The following is a 24,434-nucleotide window of genomic DNA, read 5'->3' as shown; positions in this document are numbered from 1 at the left end:
GTTTTTGGGGGTGTGGGGACTTTTTTCAAAAAGTCCCCACGACTTACTTCCCGATACAAAATCCCGAAAACACCGCGTCCAGAATCTCCTCCACCCCAATCCCGCCCGCCAGCCGCGCCAGCGCCGAAGCCGCCATGCGCAGCTCCTCGCCGCGCAATTCGGGTTCCTCAAGCGCCAGCGCCATATCCAGCGCCTGCACCACATCGCGCACACAGGCGATCTGCCGGGGCCGGGCCAGAGCGATTGCGCCTTGGCGATCGGTCAGCGCGGCGGCGGCTTCGGCGAGGCGGGCGCGCAACGCCGCCATGCCCGCGCCGGTTTTGGCGGAGATGCAGAATTCATCGGGACTTTCGGCGAGGTCGGCCTTGGTGCGAAGGCGCAGCACCGCGGCACCGGGCGGAGCCTCGGCGAAATCCGCCCCGGGCGGCGCCACGAGGATGACGAAATCCGCAGCCCCCGCCTTGGCTTTGGCGCGGCGCACACCTTCGGCCTCGATCGCGTCCTCGGTTTCGCGCACGCCGGCGGTGTCAGTTAGATGCACCGGCACGCCGCCGAGATCCACCCGCACCCCCAGCGCATCGCGGGTGGTGCCGGGAATCTCGGAGACGATGGCGACATCCTCGCCCGCCAGCGCGTTCAGCAACGTGGATTTTCCCGCATTCGGCGCGCCGAGAATGACGAATTCCAACCCCTCGCGCAGCCGCGAGGCGGCCGGGGCGGCGTGCAGGCCGTGCTGCATCTCATCGCGAAGATCGCTGATCCCGGCAAGGAGATTTGCTTCCACTTCGGGCGGCAGATCCTCATCCGGAAAATCGATCAGCGCTTCCTGGCGGGCGATGATCTGGCGCAGACGCTCGCGCCAATCGGCGGCTTGGTCGTGCAAACCGGCCTCCAGCGCCTGGCGGCGCTGCGCCTCGGTTTCGGCGGCGATGAGATCCGCCATGGCTTCCGCCTGCAACAAATCCATGCGGCCATGCTCGAAGGCGCGGCGGGAGAATTCGCCGGGCTCGGCCGGGCGGGCGCCGAGGGCGACCAACGCCGCACTCACCGCCGCCAGCACGGCGCGGCCGCCATGCAAGGAGATTTCCGCCACATCCTCGCCGGTGAAGCTGCGCGGGGCAGGGAAAGTCACCAGCAGCGCCTCATCCAGCAGCGCCCCGTCATGGCGCAATTTGCGCAGCGCCGCCCGCCGGGGGGCCGGCAAAGGTCCTGCCAGCGCCTGGCTGATTTTGAACGTGTCCGGGCCGGAGAGGCGCAGCGTGGAGATCGCGCCGCCGCGCCCGGTGATCGGCGCGAAGATGGTGCTCATGATGGTCCGGCCAGCTTGTTGGAGATGAGAATGACGGCGAGCAGCACGGCCAGCACCAGCGCGCCGAGCAGCCAAAGCGGGGCGAAAGGCGCGGCCAGCGCCAGACCCGCCATCAAGCCCAGCCCGTAGCGATGCGAAGGCGGGAAGCGCGGATGCAGCATGCGGCGGAAAATGCCATTGCCGAGCAGGAAGGCGGCGGGGCCGCCGAGCAGCATCAGCCCCTGCCCCATTGTCGGCGCATGCAGCGGATCTTCCAGCAGAAACGCATCCCCCGCCGCCACCACGATGACACCCGCCACCAACAGCCCATGCGCGTAAGTATAGGCGGCACGCGCGATTTTGCCGACATCCTGGGCGTGGGCGAAGGCGTGGGCGGTGCGCTCGGCGGCATCGTTGAAATAGATCCACCACAGCGCGAAGGCGGCCAGCAGCGCCAGCAAGGCGGCCAGGCAGGTTGGCGCGCCCCAGTGCAATTCGGAAAAATTCGCGCCGATGACAGTGATGGATTCACCCAGCGCGATCAGCACGAAGCCGGCGCAGCGCTCGGCCATGTGGCGGGCATCGACCTGCCAGTCCTGGGTGGTCGAACGGCCGAGACCAGGGACGTAAAATCCGTTGGCCGGCCCTGAAAGATCGATCAGCAGCGCGACGATCCACAGCGCCATGCGCGCCCTGCCCTCGGCCAGGCCGCCGAGCAGCCAGAGTCCGGCGGCGATGCCCAGCCACACGGAAATACGTTGGAAATTGCGATAATTTCCTGAATCATGCCGCCGCAGCGCCCAGAGCATGAACAAAGAGCGGCCGAGATTGAGCCCGCCCAGCCCGATGGCGAAGGCGAGGCCGCGTTCCGCGAAGGCCTCCGGCAGGCTGGCGGCCAGCAGCAAGGCGCAGCCCATCAGCCCGAGCAGCAGTAATTTCACCGGACGGCGCTCCGGGTCGATCCAGTTGGTCACCCAGCTGGTATAGACCCAGCACCACCACATCGCCGCGAACAGCATCAGCCCCTGGAAGGCCCCCAAACCATTCAGGTGGGCGCGCAGGAATTCCGAAATCTGGGTGACGGCGAAGACGAAGATCAGATCGAAAAACAGCTCGATCTGCGTCACCGGCGCGGGGGCTCCGCGCCGGCGCAGCAGGCTGGAGGCGGCGGCAAACATCAGGTGAGGTAGCGGGCGGTGAGATGCGCCTCGAAATAGGCCGGGTTCAAACCCTCGCCGGTGGCGCCTTGCAGGATTTCATTGAACCCGGCGGAGGCGCCGAGCGCGTGCACATGCCGCGCCAGCCAGGCGGTGAGCGGCGAGAGATCGCCTTTCGCCAGTGCGCCATCCAGATCCGGCAGCGCTTCGCGCGCCGCCGCCATCAGCTGCGCCGCCGCCATCGCCCCCAGCGTGTAGGAAGGGAAATAGCCGATGGCGCCATCGAACCAATGGATATCCTGCAGGCAGCCGCGCGCATCGTCCGGCGGGGTGATGCCGAGCAGGTCCTTCAGCCCTTCATTCCAGGCGCCGGGCAGATCCTTCACCTTCAGCTCACCGGAGAGCAGGCGCTGCTCCAGCCGGAAGCGCAGCAGCACATGGGCCGGGTAGGTCATCTCATCCGCCTCGACCCGGATGAAGCTGCGCTGCACCCGGCGCAGCCGGTGCTGCAGCCCGGCCAGGGTGATCTCCTTGCCGAAGGCCGCGCTGGCCAGCGGGGCGAGATAGCCCAAATAGGCATCCGAGCGCACCGCCTGCATCTCGACGATGAGGGACTGGCTTTCATGCACCGCCATCCCGGCCGCGGCCCCCACCGGCTGGCGTGCCCAGGCGGCGGGAAGATTCTGCTCATAGAGCGCATGGCCGGTTTCATGCAGCACGCCCATCAGGGCGGCGGCGAAATCGGCCTCGTCGTAGCGGGTGGTGATGCGGATATCGGTGGGCGTGCCGCCGCAGAACGGGTGGGCGGAGATATCCAGCCGGGCGGCGTTGAAATTCAGCCCCGCCGCTTGCGCGAGCTTGCGGGCCAGCGCCGCCTGCACCGCTTCCGGGTAGGGGCCGGGGGGCAATTCCTGCTGCGGGCGGGTGGCCTGCAAGGCCTCGGCCTTGGGCAGCGCCGTGCGCAGGAAGGCCTCGTAACGGGTGAAAATCGCCTCGGCCTCGGCGGCGGTGATGCCGCGCTGATACTGGCTCATCAGCGCATCGTAAGGCGAGAGCCCCAGCGCCTGGCCGAGGATCTCCGCACCCTCGCGGGTGAGCTTCACCACCTCTTCCAGAGCCGGACGAACGGCTTCGAAATCGCTGGCTTTGCGCGCGGCGCGCCAGATGGTCTCGCAGGCCCGGCCGGCACGCACCTGCGCCTCCACCAGCGCGCCCGGCAAGGCGGTGGCGCGCAGATGCGCCTCGCGCATCAGAGCGAGGTTTTTGCCGTCCCAGCCCTCTTCCCGGGCGGCTTCAAGCTGTTCGCCGAGCTCCGGCGCGCAGAGAAATTCGTGCGACAGCCCGGCCAGCACCGCGAGCTGCTCACCGCGCGCCGCCGCGCCGCCCTCCGGCATCATCGCGGCGGCGTCCCAGCCGAGCATGGCGCTGGCTTCGTCCAGGCAGGCGATGCGGTTGAAGGCGGATTTCAGGGCTTCGTAAGCGCTCATGTCGACAGCAGCCTTTTGCGTGCGAGGAAGATGAATTCGAACACCAGGACCCCGGCGAAGCCGAACCAGGTGAGCGCATATCCATAATGGTTGTTCGGCGGGGTGGGCAAATTCTGCGCCGGCTGCGGGGCGGTGCTGCCCGGCGGCGGCAAGGGCCCGAGCGCGATGAGCATATAGGGGGCGACATTGCGCAGCCCCATGCCGGCGCCGATGCGCGCCGGGTCCAGCGTGTAATAATGCTGGGCCTTGGGATTGTCCGGCGGGGCGAACCAGCCGGGGCTGATCGGGGCGTGGATATAGCCCGACGGGGTGGCGGGCGGGTCAGCCAGAGGGGTGGGGATGGTCTGCGGCACCCAGCCGAGATCGACCAGCAGAATTTGCCCGTCCGGCCGGCGCAGCGCCATGATCAGCTCGCCGCCGGAGATCGGCCCGCGCGGCCCGTCATGCACGATCTGCCCGTAAAGTGCCGCCTTGCCCGGCACCCAATCCCCCGTGGCGGCCACCTTCTCGAACGGGCCGGGATGGGGCCCAAGCGGGACCGGCGGAGCCACCTGCGCGGCGCGGATCTGCGCGATGATGCCCTCTTTCCAGGTCAGCCGGTGCAGCTGCCAGACGCCGAGCGCGATGAAGGCACAGAAGGCCGCGAGCCCCAGAGCGGCGGGCAGGATCAGCCGGCGCAAGGATTATCCCGCCGTGATCGCGCTGCGGCCGAGATAATAGATGCAGACGAACAGGAACAGCCAGACCACATCGACAAAATGCCAGTACCAGGCCGCCGCCTCGAAGCCGAAATGCCGCTCCTTGGTGAACTGCCCGGCCCGCGCCCGGAAGAAGCAGACGGTGAGGAACAGCGTGCCAATGATGACATGCGCGCCGTGAAACCCGGTGGCGATGAAGAAGGAGGAGGCGAAAATGCCGCCATGATAAAACGGGAAGGGCGAATGGGTATATTCCCAGGCCTGGCCGCAGAGGAACATCAGCCCCAGCACGATGGTGATACCAAGCCCGCGCACCAGATTCTTGTTATCCCCTTCCAGCAACGCGTGATGCGCCCAGGTGATGGTGGTGCCGGAGAGCAGCAGCACCATGGTATTGAAAAGCGGGATCGCGAACGGGTCGATCGTCGTCACCCCTTGCGGCGGCCAGACCGGCGCGAAGGCGGTGCCCATTTTGTCCGGGTAGAAGAAATAGTTGAAATAATTCCAGAAGAAAGAGACGAAGAACATCACCTCGGAGGCGATGAACAAGGCCATGCCGTAGCGCAGGCCCATCTGGGTGACGATCTTGTGCAGGCCGGGCGTGCGGGCCTCATGGATCACATCGCGCCACCAGAGGAACATCACGCTGACATCCGCGACACCGCCGATGGCGAGCACGATGAAATCATGGAAATGCGCCGCCAGGATGATGCCGGTGAAGGTGATCATCGCCGCGGTGGCGCCGAACAGCGGCCAGAGGCTGGGATCGACGAGATGGTAAGGGTGGGGCACGGTGCCCTTCACCTGGTCGGTCGCGGTATGGATTGAGCCGCTCATCTGTTTCCCCCTTTTATCGGTGTTTTAGACGTTTCTCAGGTCACCACATCTGGCCGTATTCGTGCAGCTTCACCAGCGCGATGACATAGACGATCAGGCAGAACCCGCCCAAGGCGGCGAGCAGCAGGAAATTCCTGGCCCGGCGGCGGCGCAGAAACTCCGCCTTCTGCTCATCGCTCCAATGCGATTCGGTGAGTTCCACCCGGGGCATCTCATCGAGCTTGCGGGCCATGGCGGGGCTCATACCAGCCGGTCCACCGCGCAGGCGGCAAACAGCAGGAACAGATAGAGAATGGAGAATTTGAAGGCGGCGCGGGCCGGAGCGTCCTTGTTCAGGCTCACCCCCTTCGCATCCTGCGCATCGCGCAGCACGCCCCAGGCGTAATAGATGAAGGCAGCCCCGAGCACGAGCGCGGTGAGGCCGTAAATCGGTCCGGCGAGCCCCATGAACCAGGGCGAGAGCGCCAGCGGGAACAGGATCAGCGTGTAGATGAACACGTTCCAGCGTGTATGCCGCGCCCCCTTCACCACCGGCAGCATCGGCACCCCGGCCTTCTCGTAATCGGTGGAGGCGTAGAGGGCGAGGGACCAGAAATGCGGCGGGGTCCAGAAAAACACGATGAAGAACAGCACCATCGGCAGCAGGCCGATATGGCCGGTGACCGCCGCCCAGCCGATGACCGCCGGAAACGCCCCCGCCCCGCCGCCGATGACGATATTCTGCGGGGTGCGGCGCTTCAGCCAGATCGTGTAGATCACCGCATAATAGAAGATCGAAAAGGCCAGCACGGCGGCGGCGCAGAGATTGGTCGCCATCGCCAGCAGCAGCACCGAGACCACCGAGAGCACAACGCCAAAGCCCAGCGCCCCGGCGGCGGAGATCTTGCCCGCCGGAATCGGCCGTGAGGTGGTGCGGCGCATGATCGCGTCGATATCGCGGTCATACCACATATTGATGGCCCCGGCGGCGCCGGCGCCAAGGGCGATGCAGAAGATCGCGATCGCCGCCATCAGCGGGTTGATATGGCCGGGCGCGATCAGCAGCCCGATGGCGCCGGTGAACACCACCAGCGAGACCACGCGCGGCTTCAGCAGGGCGATCCAGTCCGCCGGCTCGGCGCCCAGATGCGGCACCGCGCCGGTATCAGACAGGAATTCAGAGACGTGGTCGGACAAATCGGCTCCTAACGGATAATCGGCACATCTTCGAAGGTATGGTGCGGGGCCGGGCTGGGCACCGCCCATTCCAGCGTCGTCGCACCCTCACCCCAGTAATTATCCGCAAGCTTCTGCTTCGAGGTGAAGACCGCGTAAAGCACATAAAAGAAGATCAGGGTTGAAACACCCGAGACCATCGAGCCGACGGAGGAGACGAAATTCCACCCCGCGAAAGCGTCCGCATAATCCGGGTAGCGGCGCGGCATGCCGGCCAGCCCGAGGAAATGCTGCGGGAAGAAGGTGAGATTGACCCCGATGAAGAAGGTCCAGAAATGCAGCTTGCCCCAGAATTCCGGATATTGGTGGCCGCTCATCTTGCCGATCCAGTAATAGAACCCGGCGAAAATCGCGAAGGCGGCGCCCATGGACAGCACATAGTGGAAATGCGCGATCAGGAAATAATCGTTATGCAGCTCCTGATCCAGCCCGGCATTGGCCAGCACCACCCCGGTGGCGCCGCCGATGACGAACAGGAAGATGAAGCCCAGCGCCCAGAGCATCGGCGTTTTGAACTCGATGGAGCCGCCCCACATGGTGGCGATCCAGGAGAACACCTTGATGCCGGTGGGCACCGCGATGATCAGCGTCGCCACCTCGAAATAGATCCGGCTATCGGTCGAGATGGCCGAGACGAACATATGGTGCGCCCAGACCACGAAACCGACAAAGCCGATGATCACCATCGCATAGGCCATGCCGAGATAGCCGAAAATCGGCTTGCGGGAGAAGGTGGAGACGACATGGCTGATGATGCCGAAGGCCGGGAGGATCATGATATAGACCTCCGGATGGCCGAAGAACCAGAACAGATGCTGGAACAGCACCGGGTCGCCGCCGCCGGAGGGCTCGAAGAAGGAGGTGCCGAAATTGCGGTCCATGATCAGCATGGTCACCGCCCCGGCCAGCACCGGAATCGCCAGCAGCAGCAGGAAGGCGGTGACCAGGATCGCCCAGCAGAAGAGCGGCATCTTGTGCATGGTCATGCCGGGCGCGCGCATGTTGAGGATGGTGGCGATGAAGTTGATCGCCCCCAGCAGCGAGGAAATGCCGGCCAGATGCAAGGAGAACAGCGAGAAATCCGTGGCCACGCCCGGCGAGTACTGGGCGTTGTCCAGCGGCGGGTAGAGCGTCCAGCCCGCCCCGGTGCCGGTGCCCAGGAACAGCCCCAGCATCACGAACACGAAGCCCGCCACCAGGAACCAGAAGCTCATATTGTTCAGCCGCGGGAAGGCCATGTCCGGCGCGCCGATCATCATCGGCACGAACCAGTTGCCCATGCCGCCGATCAAGGCCGGCATCACGAACCAGAAGATCATGATCAGCCCATGGGCGGTGATGATGGCGTTCCAGGTGTTGCCGCTGGTGATGATGTCATTATGCGGGTACATCAGCTGCTGGCGCATGATCATCGAGAGTACGCCGCCGAAGCAGCCGCCGATGAACGCCATGATGATGTATAGCGTGCCGATATCCTTGTGGTTGGTGCTCATCAGCCAGCGGGCGGCGAAGCTCTTTTTATGGTGGCCGTGAGCGTGCAGGGCATGTTGGTCAGCGGTAATGGACATTCTCTGGCTCCTCAGCGCGCGGCGTCAGCCAACAGGGTGCGGGGGATGGCGGGGGCGGCGGCGGGCGCAGTCTGCGCGTAATTGGTTAGCGCCTGCTTGGTCCAGGCGATGTAATCGGCCAGCGGCACCGCCTTGATCTCGATCGGCATGGCATCATGGTTCAGCCCGCAAATCTGGTTGCACTGGCCATAATAGGTGCCGGGCTTGTCGATCTCGGTCCAGCTGGTGAGCTGGGTGCCGGGAATGGCGTATTTCTGCACCCCCAGCGAGGGCAGGTAGAAACCATGCAGCACATCGGCGCTGGTGATGACAAAGCGCACCTTCTTGCCCACCGGCAGCACCAGCGGGTGATCGACCGAAAGGCGGCGGATTTCGCCGGGTTTGATCTCATTATCCGGGATCATGTAGCTGGTATAATCAAGCCCCGGCACGGAGTCATACTTATATTCCCAATACCACTGATGCGCGGTGACGGTGACGGTCATGTACGGGTCGCTGTCATTCGCCTCGTAATAGATCAGGTTGATCGAGGGCACGATGATGGCGACCAGGATCAGGCAGGGCACCACGATCCAGACAATCTCGACCAAGGTGTTATGGGTGGTCTGGCTGGGCTTGGGGTTGCGCGCGGCGCGGAAGCGCACCATCACATAGCCCATCAGGATGGCGACGAACCCCACCACCCCGGCCATGATCCAGAGCACATATTTCATCAGCCAGTCGATCTTGGCCTGCATCGGGCTGCCGGCCGCCGGAAACCAGAGCTGCCAGTTGAACGGCGCGTCCACGTAGTGATTGGCTGCCGCCGTGGGATCCGGGGCGGCGGTCTGGGCCAGGCCAGCGTGGCACCATAGCCCGCTTGCCGCCGCCAGCATTGCCAACGTCAAGGCAGATTTCACTCTCAGCTTCATGCGTCTGCATCCCGCTTTATTTTCATTGGCCGTTTCCAAGCCTTCTTATGTTGGAAACGATACGGGGGGTGGCAGGGGAGATCAAGCGAAATAGGTGAGTGTCCCGGCTTGCAGCACTCCCTCAGCCGCGCTGCGCCGCCAGCCAGGCCCGATAGGCCGGTAGCGGCAAGGCTCTGATCTGGATCGGCATCGGCTGATGGTCGTCGCCGCAGATCGGGCTGCTCTGGCCGTCATAGAGGCCAGGCTTGGCGATCACTGTCCAGCCGGTGAGGATGGCGCCGGGCAGCGCATAGATCTGCAGCCCCAGCGCCGAGACGAAAAACCCGTGCATCACATCGCCGCTGGTCACCAGAAACCGGATTTTCTCCCCCGCCGGCACCACCAGCGGATGATCGGCGGCATCGCCATAGACCGCGCCGGGGGCAAGCCGCGCCCGCGATACGGCGCGGCTGTCGAAGCCAAGGCCGGGGGCGGAGACATAATCGTAATGCCAATACCATTCATGCGCGGTGACGCTGACGGTGAGATAAGGCGGCTGATCGGCGCGATAGAGCATCCGCGCCGCCGGGATCGCCAGCACCAGCAGCACCGCCAACGGGACGACGATCCAGCCGATGGCGGTGATTTTTTCCGGCCTGAAGCCGCGCGGGGCCAGGATGTCGTGCAGCAAGCGACGCAGGCCCAGATAGCCCAGCGCCAGCGCCGCCAGCCCCAGCAGCGCGACGATGAGCCAGCCGGCGAAGCTGAGCAGCAGCGCCAGCTCCTGATGCATGAACTGGTTGGCGCTCACGGCGCCGGCAGCTCCCGCCCCTGGCGCAGCGCGGCGGCGTTGGCGCTGATCTGGCGCTCCAGCGCGGCACTCATCTGCTTGCGGTTGGCATAGCTGCCCGGCGGCATCGGCGCGCCGAACAGGATGGTCGCCCGCACCCGGCGCCGGCGCAGCAGCGGCAGCAGATGCGGGGCGAGGTCCATGTCGCCATACCAGGCAATCTGCGGCCGGTCGGCATGGCGGACGGGCTGGCTCTCCAGCCGGTCATAGACAATGGTCACCGGCTGCACCCAGGGCTTGGCGGCGCCGAAGGCCAGGGTGAAGAAGGCCGAGGCGAAGGGCAGCACGCGGTTGCCGTCCGAGGTGGTGCCTTCGGGGAAGAGGATGATGTTGTCGCCCGCCTGCAGCCGCGCTTCCAGCAGACGCTGCTCCTGCGCCACCGTCTCGCGGTTGCGGGAGACGAAGATGGTGCGGCCGAGCTTGGCCACCAGCCCGATACCGGGCCAGCCGCCGACCTCGCTTTTGGCGATGAAGCAGCCCGGCAGCGTTGCCCCCAGCGCCACGATATCCAGCCAGGAACAGTGATTGGCGACGAACAAGGTCGGCCGGCTGGGGCTCAGCCCGCCCAGGCAGCGCCGCTCCAGCCCGATGATGCGCGCCACCCCGCGCCAGTAAAGCCGCGCGAACCAGGCCTTGCCCCAGCCCGGCAGGTTCAGCAGCACCGCCTGCACGGCGATGGCGAAAACCGTCCAGAGCAGGGTCGCGGCAGCCCGGCAGACCAGCCGGATCAGGGCGCCCCACCCTTCAGCATCAGCCGCAGATCCTGCTCGATCGGCCCCGGATCGGCGCCCAGCTCGTCGCGCACGACATCCTTCCAGTCCCCGACATCCTGCACCTTGCTGGGATTGTCGCGCAAAAGCTCGCGCTTGATGAAGGGAAAGCCGGTGAGCAGCAGCTGGCGCCAGAGATCGGAGGTCGGGTTCATCGCCACGCGCCTGGCGACATTGTCGCGGATATTTCGGACCTGCGACAGCCTGGCGTCATTCACCGGGTCCGCAAAATTACCGTCCTGCTCATCGGCCACCAGCGCCTTCAAAACCTCGAAGCTCACCATCTTCGTCAGCGCCTCATAGGGCCAAAGTGCTGCGCAGCGCAGCCCGCCCTTGATCATCGCCTGGGTGATGCCGACCTCGTAGCGATGCACAATAAACGGCTTCGCCGGCACCGGGCGCACGCTGTTCCAAAATTTACGCCAGGCCTTGGCGCGCAGCGCGGCGGGGCCGAAGGCCAGAAAATAGGATTGCAGATGGTAGCGCAGCTGCCAGCTCTCGGTCAGGCCCCAGATATCGGCGCGCGTATAGTCCAGCCGACGCAGCACATCGCCCAGCGGCAGCAACGGCCCGAAGACGCTATCATTGGCGAGGATCACCTCCTCGGTCTCCGCGCGCGGCAGGCCGAGGCGATCGATCGCGTCGCGCCAGGCGCCGAAATCATAGCCGATATTGCGGCGCAAAATGATACCGGCGCAGATCTCGCGCAGTGCGGCCTGCGCCGGCTCTGTCAGTTTGCCGGCATTGCTGACGAACACCACGTCCCGGCCGCTGGCGCGCAAGGCACGCAGATAGTCGAGCACCTGCGCACGCACGCCGCCCCGGGCGTCGAAATGCATGAACAGCACCACACGCGGGCCGAGCAAGATGCCGGTCTCCGGCCAGGAGATCAAAGTCTGCCGGGGTGAGCGAAGCCAGCCGATCACCCGCGCCAACGGCACCCAGACATACCAACGGGCGATGGACAACACCCTGCGGGCGATGCGTTTCACAGCTCACCCCTCATGCGTTCTGCTCATCCAGCACCTGCCGCAAATCCTCCGGCGCATCCTCATAGGAGGCCAAATGGGCTTTCAGCAGGCCAGCCGCCTCATCGCCGCGCCCGAGTTTGAACAGGGCGATGACTTCGCCGCGCAGCGCCGACCAGAATAGCGGGTGGGCCGGCCCGCCAAGCGGGGCCTGGGCCAGCAGATCCTCCCGCAGCCGGGCGAGGGTCGCGGCGGCGCGGCGCTGGCCTTCCGGCAACTGCAGATGCAGCATGCCGACAGAAAACAGCGCATCCTGCGCCGCGCGGGAGAAAGGCGGCCGCAGCGCCGCGAATACCGGGCCGAGAGACTGCGCCAATGCATGCGCCTCATCATACCGGGCAGCGTTCACCAACCGGACGAACACCCCCAGACGCAGCGCCACCACATCCTCACCCGCCGCCGCCAGCATCTCGGCCACCGGCAGCGCGGCGGCGGCGTCCTGGCCTGCGGCCAGATGCAAATTCGCCAGGCTGAGCAAGGCGTTGCGGCGCAGCCCGGCGGCCAGGTCCGGACCCGGCGCGGCGCCGAGCAGCCCGGCCTGCAGCGCAGCCGCCTGCTCGATAGCCCCCGCATTCACCAAAGCCACGAAGCCGCGCCAGCCGCCGACCATATCGCCGCGCGCGATCAGCGCCTCCGCCACACCCGGCGCGCCGGCCTCGGCATCGCAGAGCAGCAGCTCCAGCCGCAGCACCTCGCCGACGCTGGAGGAGAGCAGATCATCCCCCAGCGAGCGCCGGCCGAGCGCCGCCTGCAGCGCCTCCACCGCCTGCAGCGCCAGCGCCATCACCGGGCGCACCGCAGCCCGCGACTCGCCGCGGGCCAGGCGCTGCATGGCGCGGGCGAACAGGATCATGCCCAGCCCGTGCGGCATTTTTTCGCCCAGCCCTTCGAGCTGGGCGCTGGCCGCCCCGTCGGGCAGCGCGGTCAGCTCCTCCAGCCGGTAGCCATAGCGGGCCTGCGCGCCCGCATTCAGCATCGCCCAGGCGCTCTCGCAGGCGGCTTCGTCGGCATCATTGGCGGCATCGAACATCGCCCGACCGGCAAAGCCGAACTGGATATCGCTGCCCACCGGGGCGCGCGCGGCGCGGGCTTCCATATAGCCGCGATAAGCGCGCCAGGCCGCGCCCTGATCCTCATCCAGCGCCAACGGCGCCGGCGAGGCATAGGCAACCAGGGCGGAGCGTTTCTGGCGCACCGCCACATGCGCGAAACCGGCATCGCGCAGGGCGCGCTCCATGCTCGCCACACTCTGCAGCACCACATGCGCGGCGGGGACGATCAGCGCGTCCAGCTCCAGCGGCGCCAGCGCGGGGGTGATGAAATCCGCCGCCGGGGTGGTCAGCATCAGCACCCCATCATCCGCGATGGCCCGGCGCATCAGCCGCAGAAATTCCGGCGGCTCGTTGATATGCTCGATCAGCTCGGTGCCGACGATGACGTCCCACGGCCCGTCCCGCAGCGTCTCCTCGGTGAAGAAGCCCTGGATCACCGGCAGCGCCAGCGCCTTGGCGCCGATCGCCGCCAGCGGCGAGGGGTCGTACCCCACACCCTGCCAGCCTTTGCCATGCACGCAGAAATCCAGCCCGAACCCGTAGGCGCCGCCGACTTCCAGCACCTTCGCCCCCGCCGGCTTGACGATGCGCGCCAGCGCCGAGGCGATCGGCCAGGTGCCGGCCCCCATCTGCGCGTAATAAGGCGGCCAGCCGATCTCGATCAGCTCGTCGCGCCCATAATCCACCACCGGCAGCGTATCGACGAACAGCACGGTGCAAGCGGGGCAGCGCAGCAGATGATAGTCCAGATCCAGCCCCGGCGGGTGGTGAAACACCGCCAAAGCCGCTTCGGCGCGGCCCTCATGCCCGCAATTCGGGCAATGCGCCGCCTGGCTGCGCCCCTGCAGCCATTCCGCCTCGGTGTAAGCGCTGATCCGATACCGGCCGGTCGCTGTCATCAGGCGAACAGCTCCGGCGCGCGGGCGCGCAGCGCCGCGTTGAGCTCCTCGCGCCGCGCCCACAGGCTGCGATACCATTCCATGCGCGCCTGCACCTGATAGGCCAGCATGCGGTTCTGCGCGACATAGGCACGGGCGTTATCCGCGATGCGGCGGGTCGCTTCCGGGTAGGCGAGCAGGCGCAGCAGCGCCGCGCGCAGCTCGGCCTGGTCGCGGAACAGCACGCCGGTTTTGCCGTCCTGGATGGAGGCGGCATAGACGGTATGGCTGGCCAGGGCGCAGACCCGGGCCGCCCCGGCCTCGATGAATTTCAGATCCGACTTGGCGCGGTTGAAGGGGGTATCCTCCAGCGGCATGAAGCTGATTTCGGCGGCGGAGAGCTCGCGCAGATAGGTGGCGTAATCCACCAGGGCCGGCTCGAAGCTCTTATGCGGGGTCTCCAGCGCCTGGAAGAAGCCCTCATCGAACAGCACCCGGAAGCGCAGCCGATCGCCGACGGCGCGCGCCACCTCGTTGAGCACCGGCACCAGGGGCGCCCAGTCCCGCTGGCGGTTGAGCGCGCCGAAGAACAGAGTGAGATGCTCGGGATCCTGGAAATTGCGCACCTGCGGCAGCTCGAAGACGCCGTTGGGGAACACCGCCAGCTCCGGATTCTGCTCACGCAGCGCCTCGCCCAGCACCGGGGTGCTGGTCTGCACCGCATGCACGCCGCGGAAGGTGAGCAGCTGGCTGAGATCCACCCCGCGCTCTTCCATGAACATCGGGTGATCGTCGAATTCGCTGACCACCAGATAATCCTGCGCCAGCAGCGCGCGCACCCGCGCCCGCCCTTCCTCGCCCAGCAGCAGCGGCCGGTGCAGCATGGCGATTCGCGGCGCATTGTTCAGGCGCGGGCGCAGCTCGGCCTCGGGCATCACCGCGGCCAGCACGCTGCTCTCGGTGCGCAAGGCGCGCATCGGCTCCAGCACCCGCACATCGGAGACACCGCCCTGCGGCGTCAGCATCGTCGCGGCGATGTCCAGCCAGGCCGGGGCGGCTTTGCGGGCGCGCAGGATCACCTGAATCGGGGCACAGCGACGGCGATATTCCTCGACATCCACGCCCAGCGCCTGCAGCAGGGGGGCGGCGAGGGTGGCGAACTGTTCGGCGCGCTCCATCTCGGTATTCGGGCGCGGCGCCGCGTCCACCAGCTCCAGCCCGGCCCCGGTCAGCGCCTCGATCATCGTGCGCGGACTGAACCAGCGCAGATGGGTCCGGTCGAACAGGCCGTTCTCCTCATACTGGAATTTGCCGACCAGCAGCCGCGCCACCACGCTCCAATGCTCGATATTCGGCGTGCAGACCAGAATTGTGCCCTCCGGGGAGAGCAGCCTGGCCTGCGCCTGCAACAGCGCCCAGGGATCGCGCAGATGCTCCAGCACATCGCCATAGACGATGCAGTCGACGCTGCCTTCCGCCAGCCCGAACGGATTCGGATTGGCCTCGACATCGCCGATGAAAACCTCCGTCAGCCGGGTGCGGGCCTGGGCGGCGGCGTCCTCGTCGACATCGATCCCGAGATAGCGGCAATTCGGGTTGCGGCGCAGATAATTCGCCCCCAGCGCGCCTTGCGCACAGCCGACATCCAGCACGGTTTTCGCCGTCAGCGGCAGCTTTTCCAGCAATTCGGGATTGGCAAAGTCCGGATACTTGGCGTGCACGGCGTTCAAGCGATCATTCCTCGCGGTTGGGGCGGTCTTTTGGTCACGGCAGCGGGCGCCCGATGCCGGTATAGGTGAAGCCCGCAGCGCGCAGCGGCGCGGGGTCGAAGACATTGCGCAGATCCACCACCACGTCGCCGCGCATCAGCTCGCGCAGCCGGGCGGGGGGCAGCACCCGGAATTCGTTCCATTCAGTGACCAGCACCAGCGCATCGGCGCCGGTGAGGGCGGCGGCGGCGTCCGGCGCCAGAGTGACGCGCGCGGGCAGCAGCGGCCGGGCGGTTTCCATCGCCTCCGGGTCGAAGGCCTGGATGCTCGCCCCGCGCGAGACCAGCCCGCGCACCAGCGGCAGCGCCGGGCTCTCGCGCATATCGTCGGTTTCCGGCTTGAAGGCGAGGCCGAGCACGGCGATCACCTTGCCGGCGACATCGCCGCCGCAGGCCGCGACCACGCGCGCCGCCAGCCCGTCCTTGCGATGGTCATTCACCGCCACCACCGACTGGATCAGCCGCGACGGCGCCCCCGCCTCCTCGGCGATGCGCATCAGCGCCAGCGTGTCCTTGGGAAAGCAGGAGCCGCCGAAGCCCGGCCCGGCATGCAGGAATTTCCGCCCGATCCGCCCATCCAGCCCGATGCCGCGGGCCACGTCATTCACATCCGCCCCCACCTTCTCGCAGAGATCGGCCATTTCGTTGATGAAGGTGATCTTCATCGCCAGGAAGCCGTTGGCGGCGTATTTGATCAGCTCCGCCGTCTCCAGCCCGGTGAACAGGATCGGGGTTTCGATCAGATAAAGCGGGCGATAGAGCTGGCGCAGCACCTCGCGGGCGCGCTCGCTCTCGGCGCCGACGACGACGCGGTCCGGCCGCATGAAATCCGGGATGGCGCTGCCCTCGCGCAGGAATTCCGGGTTGGAGGCCACGTCCACCGCCAGATCCGGGCGCAGCCGGCGGGCCATTTCAAGGATCGTCCGCCCGGTGCCGACCGGCACGGTGGATTTGGTGACGATGACCGCCGGATGGTCCAGCGCCTTCAGCACCTGCTCGACGGCGGCGTAAACATAAGTGAGATCGGCATGGCCATCGCCGCGCCTTGTCGGGGTGCCGACGGCGATGAAGATCGCCTCCGCCTCGGCGATGCCCGCTTCCAGCGTTTCGGGGAAGGTCAGGCGCCCGGCGGCGGCGTTATCGGCCACCAGCCTGTCCAGACCGGGTTCATAGATGGGGATGCGCCCCTCCAGCAGCATCTGGCGCTTGGCGGCATCCGCCTCGACCACCGCCACGGAAACGCCGAATTCAGCGAAACAAGCCCCCGAGACGAGCCCGACATAGCCGCCGCCGATAATCGCGATCCTCAACCCCCAAACCCTCCGCACCGGTTTGTCCTGCCCCTGCTTCTGGCGTGGCCGGCAGGCCAGCACAAGCCCTGGCCGGCGGAAAACAAGAGATCTTCAAATTCCCTCCGGTTTCAGCCATGGTCCGCGCCAGATGAGCCTCACCACCCTTTCCGCCTTGTCACTTCCCCGTCATCTCGCCCTCATGGGCGGGCTGGCGATCTTTTCCGGCATCATCGTCCGGGTGATGATCTCCATCGGCGTGCCGGACCATCCGGATGCGCGCAAGGCGCACGCCCAGACCACGCCGAAATCCGGCGGGGTGGGCATCGTCTTCGCCTTCCTGCTGGGGGTGCTGCTGCTCTATCGCTACGGCCAGGTCTCGCGCCTGGCGGAGGGGTATTTCATCGGCGTCATCGCCGCGTCGGTGCTGATTGCCCTGGTCTCGATGGCGGATGACCTGTTGAATATGCCCTTTACGGTGAAGCTCGGCACCCAGCTGCTGGCCGCCATCGCCGCCGTGGCCTCGGGGCTGTATCTGCATGATCTGGCGCTGCCGGGCTTCGGGCTGACCCCGCTTGGCTGGCTCGGCCTGCCGCTGACGCTGGGATTTCTGCTCTATGTCACCAACGCGATGAATTTCATCGACGGTCTGAACGGTCTGGCCAGCGGTGTCACCCTCATCGCCTGTTTGTTCCTGGCCGGCATCGCCGGGGCGCTGGGCGGGTTTTTCATCTATACCGCCTCCTTGCTGCTGGCCGGCGGGGTGCTGGGGTTTCTGCCCTTCAACTTTCCCAAGGGCCGGATTTTCATGGGCGATGTCGGCAGCCAGTTCTGCGGCTTCATGCTGGCTTTGTTCGGGGTGGCGGCGGCGCGGTTCGAGCAGGTGCAGCTCTCTTTCCTGCTGGTGCCGCTGCTGCTCTCCGGCGTGCTGTATGATGTGACATTCACCCTGATCCGCCGCACCCTGGCGCGCGAGAACATCGCCCGGGCGCATCACGGCCATCTCTATCAGGTGGTGCGCCGGGCCGGGATGGATGCGCGGCTGGTGGCGGTGATCCATTGGCTGTTCGCGCTGCTGGGCGGGGTGACGGCGATCGGCTTCGTGGCGGCGAACTCGGCCTCGAAGCTGTGGATCGGGCTGCTGCCGCTGCTGGTGCAGGTGGCCTGGACGCTCTATGTCGCCGGGCGGGCGCGGCGGGCGGGGATCGGCAGCTGGTCTAGTTAACAAAGTCGTGGGGGATTTTTGTAAAAATCCCCCCACCCCTTCGGCGGCTTTCCACCGCTGCGATGCAGCGGCGGAACCTTGGCCGCCTTCGCCCTCCAAAAACTTTTTAGACTTTGTCCAAAGCCTGGGCGAGGTCTTCGACCAGATCCTGGGCATCCTCCAGCCCCACCGATAGCCGGATGGTGCCGTCGGTGATGCCGAGCTTCGCCCGCTCCTGCGCGCCGATCTTCATATGCGTCGTCGTCGCCGGATGCGTTGCCAGGGATTTGGTATCGCCCAGGTTATTAGAGATCGTGATAACCCGGAACGCGTTCATCATGCGGAACGCCTCCGCCTTGCCGCCTTGCAGCTCAAAGGCCACCAGCGTGCCGCCGCCGCTCATCTGGCTCATCGCCAGCTCGCGCTGCGCGAAGCTCGCCAGCGTCGGGTACAAGGCGCGCTTGATCTTCGGATGGCCATCCAGGAACTGCGCCACTTTCTCCGCGCTCTCGCTCTGCGCCTTCACCCGCAGCGCCATCGTCTCCAGACCCTTCAGAATCACCCAGGCATTGAAGGGCGAGAGCGACGGGCCGGTATTGCGGAAGAAGGGCTGGAACACCTCCTCGATCCATTTCTTCGAGCCGAGCACCGCGCCGCCCAGCACCCGCCCCTGGCCGTCCATATGCTTGGTCGCGGAATAGACCACCACATCCGCGCCCAGCTCCAGCGGCTTCTGCAGCAGCGGGGTGGCGAAGACGTTATCCACCACCACGACCGCCCCGGCCGCGTGCGCCAGCTTGGAGACGGCGCGCAGATCGACAATATCGAGCATCGGGTTGGAGGGGCTCTCCAGCAGCACCAAAGCAGTCGGCTGGCTCAGCGCCGCCTTCCAGCCTTCCATGTCGCCGCCATCCACGAACACGCCCTCGATGCCATATTGCGGCAGCAGGGTGGAGATGATCCAGTGGCAGGAGCCGAACAAAGCGCGCGAGGCCACCACCCGGTCGCCGGTCTTCAAGCCGCACATCACCGCGCTATGCACCGCCGCCATGCCGGTGGCGGTGGCGCGGCAGGCCTGTGCGCCTTCGATCTTGGCCAGACAATCCTGCAGCATCGTCACCGTCGGGTTGGCGAAGCGCGAATACTGGAAATGCTCGACCTGGTTGGCGAACACCGCCTCGGCCAGATCGGCGCTCTCATAGGTAAAGCCGGAGGTGAGGAACAGCGCCTCGCCATTCTCGTCCAGATTGGTGCGGATGCGCCCGGCATGGATCAGGTCCGTGGCAAGGCGGGTTTTCGGCGTGTCGGACATCTTCGGTGGCCCATCTTTCAAGCGCGGTGCGGACAAACTCTGTCCGGCCCGGGGCCAGGCGGGGCGCGCGCAACCCTCCGCCGGGCCTCTTTAGCGCTTATTTTGCTCCGTCCCGCCAGGGGACGCCTCGCCGCAATCCGGCCGGACAAATCACGAGGTGCCCCAACGCCTAGCCCTCCGGGGGAGCGCGGTCAATGCTCCGGCACGGCTTGCGCAGCCCGGCGGGCTCGACTATGTACGCCGTCACGGGCGGGTATGATGTAATGGTAGCCTGCTAGCTTCCCAAGCTCGATGCGCGGGTTCGATTCCCGCTACCCGCTCCAGTTTCCCGTTTGGCGACGCCCGCCGATGGTTGAAAAACCCCTGAAATTCCTGTATTTTTCGGCCGTCACTGATTATCCGTGACGGCGATGCGGCAGGCCGAAGCTCATGCGCTTGTCGCCCCGCCATCGTCCCCCGCCCCTCTCCGGCGCCCTGCCGCCACCCACGATCACCCCTGACGCCTGGACCCGCCGCCCATGAACCAGCCCACCGCCATCCAAGCCACCATCCGCGAGACGATCAGCCGGATTTTGACGCGGGTGAACGCCCTCTCCGCCGGCGGCCCGGGCTGGACCCGCCCTTCCTATAGCGACCTGGAATCCAGCGCCCACGCCGTGATCGAGGAGGAGGCGGGGCATCTCGGGCTGGAGGTCTCGCGCGATGCAGCCGGCAATCTTTTCGCCCGGCTGCGGGGCAGCGACCCGGCCGCGACCCCGCTTTATGTCGGCTCGCATCTGGATACGGTGAGCCAGGGCGGCGCTTATGACGGCCAGGCCGGCGTTGCCGCCGCCATGGCGCTCGCCGCCTGCTTCCACGCCACCGGCACCCGCCCGAAGATGGATTTCGTCGTCACCGTCACCCGCGCGGAAGAGAGCGTCTGGTTTCCCGCCTCCTATATCGGCTCGCGCGGGGCGTTGGGGCGGCTGACGCGGCAGGATATGGAGGTGACCCGCGCCGATACCGGGCAGAGCCTGGCCGAGCATATGCGCGCCCAGGGCTACGACCCGGAAGCGGCGCTGGCGCGGACGCCGCCGCCGCCGGCGCAATTCCTGGAATTCCATATCGAGCAGGGGCCGGTCCTGCACAGCGCCGGCGAGGCTTATGGGCTGGTGACCGCGATTCGCGGCGGGCTGCGCTACCGTAACGCGCGCATCGATGGCATCTGGGCGCATTCCGGCGGCGCCCCGCGGGAAGGGCGCGCGGATGCGGTGATCGCCTTCGCCGACCTGGCGCTGGCGATGGAGCGGGTCTGGGACGAGATGCTGGCGCAGGGCCATGACCTGACCGTGACCTTCGGCCGGGTGGACGCCGCCAGCCCGGTCCATGCCATGGCCAAGGTGGCGGGGACGCTGGAATTCTGCGTCGATCTGCGCTCCGAAAACAATGCCACGCTGGATGAGGCGGAGCGGCGGCTGCGCGCGGAGATCGCCCGCATCGAACGCGCCCGGCCTGGCATAGGCTTCCAGCTCGGCGCGCAAAGCCGCAGCCAGCCGGCGCAGCTTTCCGAGGCGATGGTGGCGCTGGCGGCCGCCGGCGCGGCGCGGCTGGGCCATACCCCCCGGCGCATGCGCGCCGGCGGCGGCCACGATGCCGCGGCCTTCGCGATGGCCGGCTGGGAGAGCACGATGATTTTCATCCGCAACTGGAATGGCAGCCATAATCCGGATGAAGGCATGGACGAGGCGGATCTGGCGCTGGCAGTGGAGGCGATCTGGGCGGCGCTGACCCCGTAAAAGGCGATTTGGAAAATTTGCAAAAGTTTTTGCCGCCGCTTTTTTCAAAAAGCCGCGGCAAAAACCTCCCGGCGCTCGCACCGAAATTCGAAACGCCCGAAAATTCCCTGATTTTTAATGGCTTTTTTGAAAATGATCACCATTCGAAACAGTAAATTACGAAGCTGTAAGGCATCGCTTTTCGAAATTTTTTATTAACTCGTTCTGCGCATCATCCTTGCCACTTTCAACTTCGCCAAGGATGGAAACCGTTCATGGAACTCCAGACTTCCACGCCCTGGGGGCAGCGGCACGCCCCACCCCATCCGGTGGAAACCGGCTCCTATCTATCCCGCCGCACGCTGCTGCGCATTCCCGGGCAGCCATTCCGGCATCCATGCCGCATCACCGATTGTTCGGTTGAGGGCTACCGCGCCGTCATCCTCTCACCGCGTCCGGATGCGGGGCGGCATTTCTCCACCGGCCAGGAGGTGGAACTGGAACATGCCGATGGCTGGCGCCGCATGGTCGGCGTGCGCTGGGTGAAGGGCAATGTGCTCGGCCTGGAAATCCTCAACCCGGTCACCCGGATCATCATCCCCCGCGAAAATGGCGAGCCCGAGCCGCATGATTGCGATCTGCTGGGCGTTCATGGGGAGCTGTTCCGCGTCACCATTCCCGATGAGCCGAGCCTGTGCGACCAGTTCGGCCTGGAACTGCCGAATGGCGAAACCTTGCAGGTGCGGGTGCGCTGGGCCACGCAGGGTGAAATCTGCCTGCAACCGGTGCGGCCAAACTGGCGGCTGTGAGGGTGCCGGCGTCGCAAAGCTTGCGCAGGCTGACGGGCTTGGGCGGGGCGGGGCGGCCACCTTGTGCGGCCGAAATGAAGTGATGAAATCTTAGAGTCTGTTTCAAAAGTCGCTCTGGTGAGTCCGCCAGAGTGGCGTTTCAACCAGAGTGGCGTTTCAAACATCCTCTTAGCCGCGCCAGGGCTCCTCCGGCCAGTCATGCTTGGGATAGCGCCCGCGCATATCGCGCCTGGCATCCGCCCAGCCGCCGCGCCAGAAGCCGGCGAGGTCGGCGGTGATGGCGATCGGCCGTTGCGCCGGGGAGAGCAGCGCCAGTTGCAAGGGGATTTTGCCCCCGGCCAGTTTCGGCGTCGCATCCGTGCCGTAGAACACATGCGCCCGCGCGGCGGCGACGGGGAGCGGGCCGGAATAATCGATCCGCACCCGGCCATGTTTGAGGCTGAGTTCGGCGGGCAATTCCTTGTCCAGGCGCGCGGCCTGCTCATGGCTCATCAGCCCGCGCAGCAGATGATAGAGGTCCAGGTTTTTGGCCTCCCTCAGCGTCGTCATCCCGGCGAGATAGGGGGCCAGCCAATCCTGCACGGTGGCGGCCAGCGCGGCGCGGGAGAGGTCCGGGTAGGTGTCGTCCACCCCGCGCATCACCGCGACGCGGGCGCAGAGATTTTCCGCCGCATCGGTCCAGTCCAGCTGCTCCAGCCGGGTGGAGAGCGCCTGCGCCAAAGCCGCCTGGATTTCCTCGGGGTTCGGCGCCGCCGCGCGGTCGCGCAGCACCAAATTGCCCAGCCGCACCCGCTCGCGCACCGAGACATTATTGCTCACCGGGTCGAACCCGGTCTCGCGGGTGGTCTTGCAGCGGGCACGCAGGAAGTCCGGCAGATCATCGGCATCCAGCGCCGCGCCGAGGCGGATTTTCGCGCCCTTGCCGTCCAGCGCCGCCACCGCCAGCAGCCGGTTGCGGGCCAGCGGGTCGGCGGCCGGGAGATTGCCGGCGCCACCGCCTGAGAGGCGGTAAGAGCCATCCGCCCCGCGCGCCTGGGCGATGCGGTCCGGAAACCCGGCGGCGACCACCGCCCCCGGCGCGCCGAAGCCCGGCATCGTCCCCAGCCCCAGCCGGTTGCGGTAGATTTTCGCGGCCTGGCGCACGCGCGAAAGGATGGCGCGGTCGCCCTCGCCCCGCCCGGCCAGCACATCCAGCCGGAGCTGTAGATCCGCACTCGCGGTCTGGGCGAGGAAATCGCGCTCTTCCAGAATCGCGGCGATGTCGGCGGCCAAGGCGCGGGTGGGTTTGTCCGGAGCGGCCAGCATCATCGCGGCGAGGCGCGGTTCGGCGCGCAGCCGCGCCATCTCCCGGCCCAAAGCCGTGATCCTGCCCGCCTCATCCAGCGCCCCCAGCTGCGCCAGCAGCGCCTGCGCGGCCTTCAGCGCGCCGTCGGGCGGGGCGTCCGGGAACGGCAGGTCGCCCGGCGCCTCGCCCCAGGCGGCGCAGGCCAGGACCAGGCCGGAAAGCTCGGCGGCGAAGATTTCCGGGCGGTCAAAGGGCGGCAGGCCGCGGTTCAGCGCTTCCGACCAGAGCCTGATCGCCACACCCGGCCCCAGCCGCCCGGCACGCCCGGCGCGTTGCGCGGCGGCGGCGCGCGAGATGCGCTGGGTGGTCAGGCGGGTCAGGCCGGAGCTGGTGTCCAGCACCGGGGCGCGGCGATAGCCGCCATCGATGACGATGCGCACGCCGGGCACGGTGAGCGAGGTCTCGGCGATGGAGGTGGAGAGCACCACGCGGCGCTCCTCATGCTGGCGCAAAGCCTTGTCCTGCGCCTCGCGCGAAAGATCGCCATGCAGCGGCAGCACCAGAGCCGGGCAGCGCTCCAGCGCCTGCGCGGTGCGGCGGATTTCGGCCATGCCGGGCAGGAAGACGAGAATATCGCCGGGATGCGCCAGCAGCGCCTCGCGCACCGCCTTCGCCGCCGCCTCCGGCAGATCGCGCGGGGACATGATGTCGCGCTTGGCGTGGATGATTTCCACCGGGAACATCTTGCCCTCGCTGCTGATCACCGGTGCTGCCAGCAAGGCGGAGAGCTTTTCCGCCTCGGCGGTGGCGGACATCGCCAGGATGCGCAGTTCCGGGCGCAGGCCGCGCTGCAGATCGCGCACCAGAGCCAGGGCGAGATCGGCCTCCAGGCTGCGCTCATGCACCTCGTCGAAAATCACCAGCCCGATGCCCTCAAGTCCGGGGTCGGAGAGCAGGCGGGAGGTGAGCAGCCCTTCGGTGATCACCTCGATGCGGGTTTTCGGGCCGACCGCACTTTCCAGCCGGGTGCGAAAGCCCACGGTCTCGCCGGCAACCTCGCCCAGCAGCTCGGCCATGCGCATCGCCGCCGCGCGGGCGGCGAGGCGGCGCGGCTCCAGCAGCAGGATCTTGCCGCCCATGCCCGCCTCCAGCGCCGCCAGCGGCACTGTGGTGGTTTTGCCCGCCCCTGGCGGGGCCACCAGCACGGCATTGCCGCCCGGCTGGCCCAGCGCATGCAGCAGGGCGGGCAGGGCTTCGGCGACGGGCAGATCGGTCATCATCGCGCCCGGATAGCA

At 66.8% G+C, this 24,434-nt stretch carries 20 protein-coding genes and 1 tRNA gene; 4 read left to right on the top strand and 17 right to left on the bottom strand.

Translation table 11 applies throughout. The annotated features are described in order from the left end of the window. Positions 1 to 43 precede the first annotated feature (43 nt). The 15 genes from mnmE to ACZ46S_RS14370 form a co-directional block, all read right to left on the bottom strand. Positions 44 to 1,309, bottom strand: a complete 1,266-nt coding sequence (gene mnmE, locus ACZ46S_RS14440) for a tRNA uridine-5-carboxymethylaminomethyl(34) synthesis GTPase MnmE (RefSeq protein ID WP_464062282.1) — start codon at positions 1,307 to 1,309, stop codon at positions 44 to 46. Continuing rightward, complete coding sequence (locus ACZ46S_RS14435) at positions 1,306 to 2,466, bottom strand: low temperature requirement protein A (RefSeq protein WP_295738038.1); 1,161 nt, start codon at positions 2,464 to 2,466, stop codon at positions 1,306 to 1,308. The genes mnmE and ACZ46S_RS14435 overlap by 4 nt, the downstream gene beginning before the upstream one ends. Further along, positions 2,466 to 3,932, bottom strand: coding sequence for a carboxypeptidase M32 (locus ACZ46S_RS14430; protein WP_464062280.1), 1,467 nt, complete (start codon positions 3,930 to 3,932; stop codon positions 2,466 to 2,468). Before ACZ46S_RS14430 ends, ACZ46S_RS14435 begins: the two co-directional genes overlap by 1 nt. After that, positions 3,929 to 4,612, bottom strand: coding sequence for an SURF1 family protein (locus ACZ46S_RS14425; protein ID WP_464062279.1), 684 nt, complete (start codon positions 4,610 to 4,612; stop codon positions 3,929 to 3,931). Before ACZ46S_RS14425 ends, ACZ46S_RS14430 begins: the two co-directional genes overlap by 4 nt. A 3-nt stretch (positions 4,613 to 4,615) precedes the next feature. After that, positions 4,616 to 5,467 (bottom strand): cytochrome c oxidase subunit 3, encoded by an 852-nt coding sequence (locus tag ACZ46S_RS14420; protein WP_464062277.1) that lies wholly within the window; start codon positions 5,465 to 5,467, stop codon positions 4,616 to 4,618. A 40-nt stretch (positions 5,468 to 5,507) separates the two neighbouring features. Next, positions 5,508 to 5,711, bottom strand: a complete 204-nt coding sequence (locus ACZ46S_RS14415; protein WP_464062275.1) for a hypothetical protein — start codon at positions 5,709 to 5,711, stop codon at positions 5,508 to 5,510. Continuing rightward, complete coding sequence (locus tag ACZ46S_RS14410; protein ID WP_366516258.1) at positions 5,708 to 6,643, bottom strand: heme o synthase; 936 nt, start codon at positions 6,641 to 6,643, stop codon at positions 5,708 to 5,710. The genes ACZ46S_RS14415 and ACZ46S_RS14410 overlap by 4 nt, the downstream gene beginning before the upstream one ends. An 8-nt stretch (positions 6,644 to 6,651) precedes the next feature. Then, entirely contained in the window at positions 6,652 to 8,250 is a 1,599-nt protein-coding gene (gene ctaD / locus ACZ46S_RS14405; RefSeq protein ID WP_295738047.1) for a cytochrome c oxidase subunit I, read from the bottom strand. A gap of 11 nt (positions 8,251 to 8,261) precedes the next feature. Then, entirely contained in the window at positions 8,262 to 9,149 is an 888-nt protein-coding gene (gene coxB, locus ACZ46S_RS14400) for a cytochrome c oxidase subunit II (protein WP_295738049.1), read from the bottom strand. A 133-nt stretch (positions 9,150 to 9,282) separates the two neighbouring features. After that, on the bottom strand, positions 9,283 to 9,951 hold the full coding sequence (locus tag ACZ46S_RS14395) for a cupredoxin domain-containing protein (protein WP_464062273.1): 669 nt from the start codon (positions 9,949 to 9,951) through the stop codon (positions 9,283 to 9,285). Further along, entirely contained in the window at positions 9,948 to 10,661 is a 714-nt protein-coding gene (locus tag ACZ46S_RS14390; RefSeq protein WP_464062271.1) for a lysophospholipid acyltransferase family protein, read from the bottom strand. The genes ACZ46S_RS14395 and ACZ46S_RS14390 overlap by 4 nt, the downstream gene beginning before the upstream one ends. 56 nt (positions 10,662 to 10,717) lie before the next feature. Further along, the gene (locus ACZ46S_RS14385; RefSeq protein ID WP_464062270.1) at positions 10,718 to 11,752 is read right to left on the bottom strand and encodes a rhamnan synthesis F family protein; all 1,035 of its coding nucleotides are present in this window, start codon (positions 11,750 to 11,752) and stop codon (positions 10,718 to 10,720) included. Between the two features lie 10 nt (positions 11,753 to 11,762). After that, positions 11,763 to 13,739, bottom strand: a complete 1,977-nt coding sequence (locus ACZ46S_RS14380) for a methyltransferase domain-containing protein (protein ID WP_464062269.1) — start codon at positions 13,737 to 13,739, stop codon at positions 11,763 to 11,765. Further along, the gene (locus ACZ46S_RS14375) at positions 13,739 to 15,439 is read right to left on the bottom strand and encodes a methyltransferase domain-containing protein (protein ID WP_464064290.1); all 1,701 of its coding nucleotides are present in this window, start codon (positions 15,437 to 15,439) and stop codon (positions 13,739 to 13,741) included. Before ACZ46S_RS14375 ends, ACZ46S_RS14380 begins: the two co-directional genes overlap by 1 nt. 43 nt (positions 15,440 to 15,482) lie before the next feature. Next, on the bottom strand, positions 15,483 to 16,796 hold the full coding sequence (locus tag ACZ46S_RS14370) for a UDP-glucose dehydrogenase family protein (RefSeq protein ID WP_464062267.1): 1,314 nt from the start codon (positions 16,794 to 16,796) through the stop codon (positions 15,483 to 15,485). Positions 16,797 to 16,926: 130 nt separating this feature from the next. Between ACZ46S_RS14370 and ACZ46S_RS14365 the strand changes: the two genes are divergently transcribed. Further along, positions 16,927 to 18,000, top strand: coding sequence for a glycosyltransferase family 4 protein (locus ACZ46S_RS14365; RefSeq protein WP_464062266.1), 1,074 nt, complete (start codon positions 16,927 to 16,929; stop codon positions 17,998 to 18,000). 106 nt (positions 18,001 to 18,106) lie between these two features. Here ACZ46S_RS14365 and metZ read toward each other — a convergent pair whose 3' ends face one another. After that, on the bottom strand, positions 18,107 to 19,291 hold the full coding sequence (metZ, locus tag ACZ46S_RS14360; protein ID WP_464062265.1) for an O-succinylhomoserine sulfhydrylase: 1,185 nt from the start codon (positions 19,289 to 19,291) through the stop codon (positions 18,107 to 18,109). A gap of 249 nt (positions 19,292 to 19,540) precedes the next feature. On the opposite strand from metZ, the gene ACZ46S_RS14355 reads away from it, so the two are divergent. From ACZ46S_RS14355 to ACZ46S_RS14345, 3 genes are all read left to right on the top strand, one after another. Continuing rightward, a tRNA-Gly gene (locus ACZ46S_RS14355) sits at positions 19,541 to 19,614 on the top strand. A 195-nt stretch (positions 19,615 to 19,809) separates the two neighbouring features. Next, positions 19,810 to 21,066: a hydantoinase/carbamoylase family amidase gene (locus ACZ46S_RS14350; RefSeq protein ID WP_464062264.1), complete on the top strand. Its 1,257-nt coding sequence runs from the start codon at positions 19,810 to 19,812 to the stop codon at positions 21,064 to 21,066. Between the two features lie 254 nt (positions 21,067 to 21,320). Next, complete coding sequence (locus ACZ46S_RS14345; protein ID WP_464062262.1) at positions 21,321 to 21,854, top strand: hypothetical protein; 534 nt, start codon at positions 21,321 to 21,323, stop codon at positions 21,852 to 21,854. Between the two features lie 168 nt (positions 21,855 to 22,022). Here the strand turns inward: ACZ46S_RS14345 and hrpB are convergent, their stop codons facing one another. Further along, a complete protein-coding gene (gene hrpB, locus ACZ46S_RS14340; RefSeq protein ID WP_464062260.1) occupies positions 22,023 to 24,416 on the bottom strand; it encodes an ATP-dependent helicase HrpB in 2,394 nt (797 codons plus the stop codon). Between the last annotated feature and the right edge of the window lie 18 nt (positions 24,417 to 24,434).

The organism is Acidocella aluminiidurans (assembly GCF_055383125.1).
This window is presented reverse-complemented; position numbering and strand designations above follow the sequence as displayed.

Excerpts from the sequence above, each read along its gene's own strand:
- ACZ46S_RS14365 (WP_464062266.1), top strand. The coding sequence starts at position 16,927 with ATGAGCCTCACCACCCTTTCCGCCTTGTCACTTCCCCGTCATCTCGCC.
- ACZ46S_RS14435 (WP_295738038.1), bottom strand. The coding sequence starts at position 2,466 with ATGTTTGCCGCCGCCTCCAGCCTGCTGCGCCGGCGCGGAGCCCCCGCG.
- hrpB (WP_464062260.1), bottom strand. The coding sequence starts at position 24,416 with ATGACCGATCTGCCCGTCGCCGAAGCCCTGCCCGCCCTGCTGCATGCG.
- ctaD (WP_295738047.1), bottom strand. The coding sequence starts at position 8,250 with ATGTCCATTACCGCTGACCAACATGCCCTGCACGCTCACGGCCACCAT.
- mnmE (WP_464062282.1), bottom strand. The coding sequence starts at position 1,309 with ATGAGCACCATCTTCGCGCCGATCACCGGGCGCGGCGGCGCGATCTCC.
- ACZ46S_RS14430 (WP_464062280.1), bottom strand. The coding sequence starts at position 3,932 with ATGAGCGCTTACGAAGCCCTGAAATCCGCCTTCAACCGCATCGCCTGC.
- ACZ46S_RS14345 (WP_464062262.1), top strand. The coding sequence starts at position 21,321 with ATGGAACTCCAGACTTCCACGCCCTGGGGGCAGCGGCACGCCCCACCC.
- ACZ46S_RS14415 (WP_464062275.1), bottom strand. The coding sequence starts at position 5,711 with ATGAGCCCCGCCATGGCCCGCAAGCTCGATGAGATGCCCCGGGTGGAA.
- ACZ46S_RS14380 (WP_464062269.1), bottom strand. The coding sequence starts at position 13,739 with ATGACAGCGACCGGCCGGTATCGGATCAGCGCTTACACCGAGGCGGAA.
- ACZ46S_RS14350 (WP_464062264.1), top strand. The coding sequence starts at position 19,810 with ATGAACCAGCCCACCGCCATCCAAGCCACCATCCGCGAGACGATCAGC.
- ACZ46S_RS14420 (WP_464062277.1), bottom strand. The coding sequence starts at position 5,467 with ATGAGCGGCTCAATCCATACCGCGACCGACCAGGTGAAGGGCACCGTG.
- metZ (WP_464062265.1), bottom strand. The coding sequence starts at position 19,291 with ATGTCCGACACGCCGAAAACCCGCCTTGCCACGGACCTGATCCATGCC.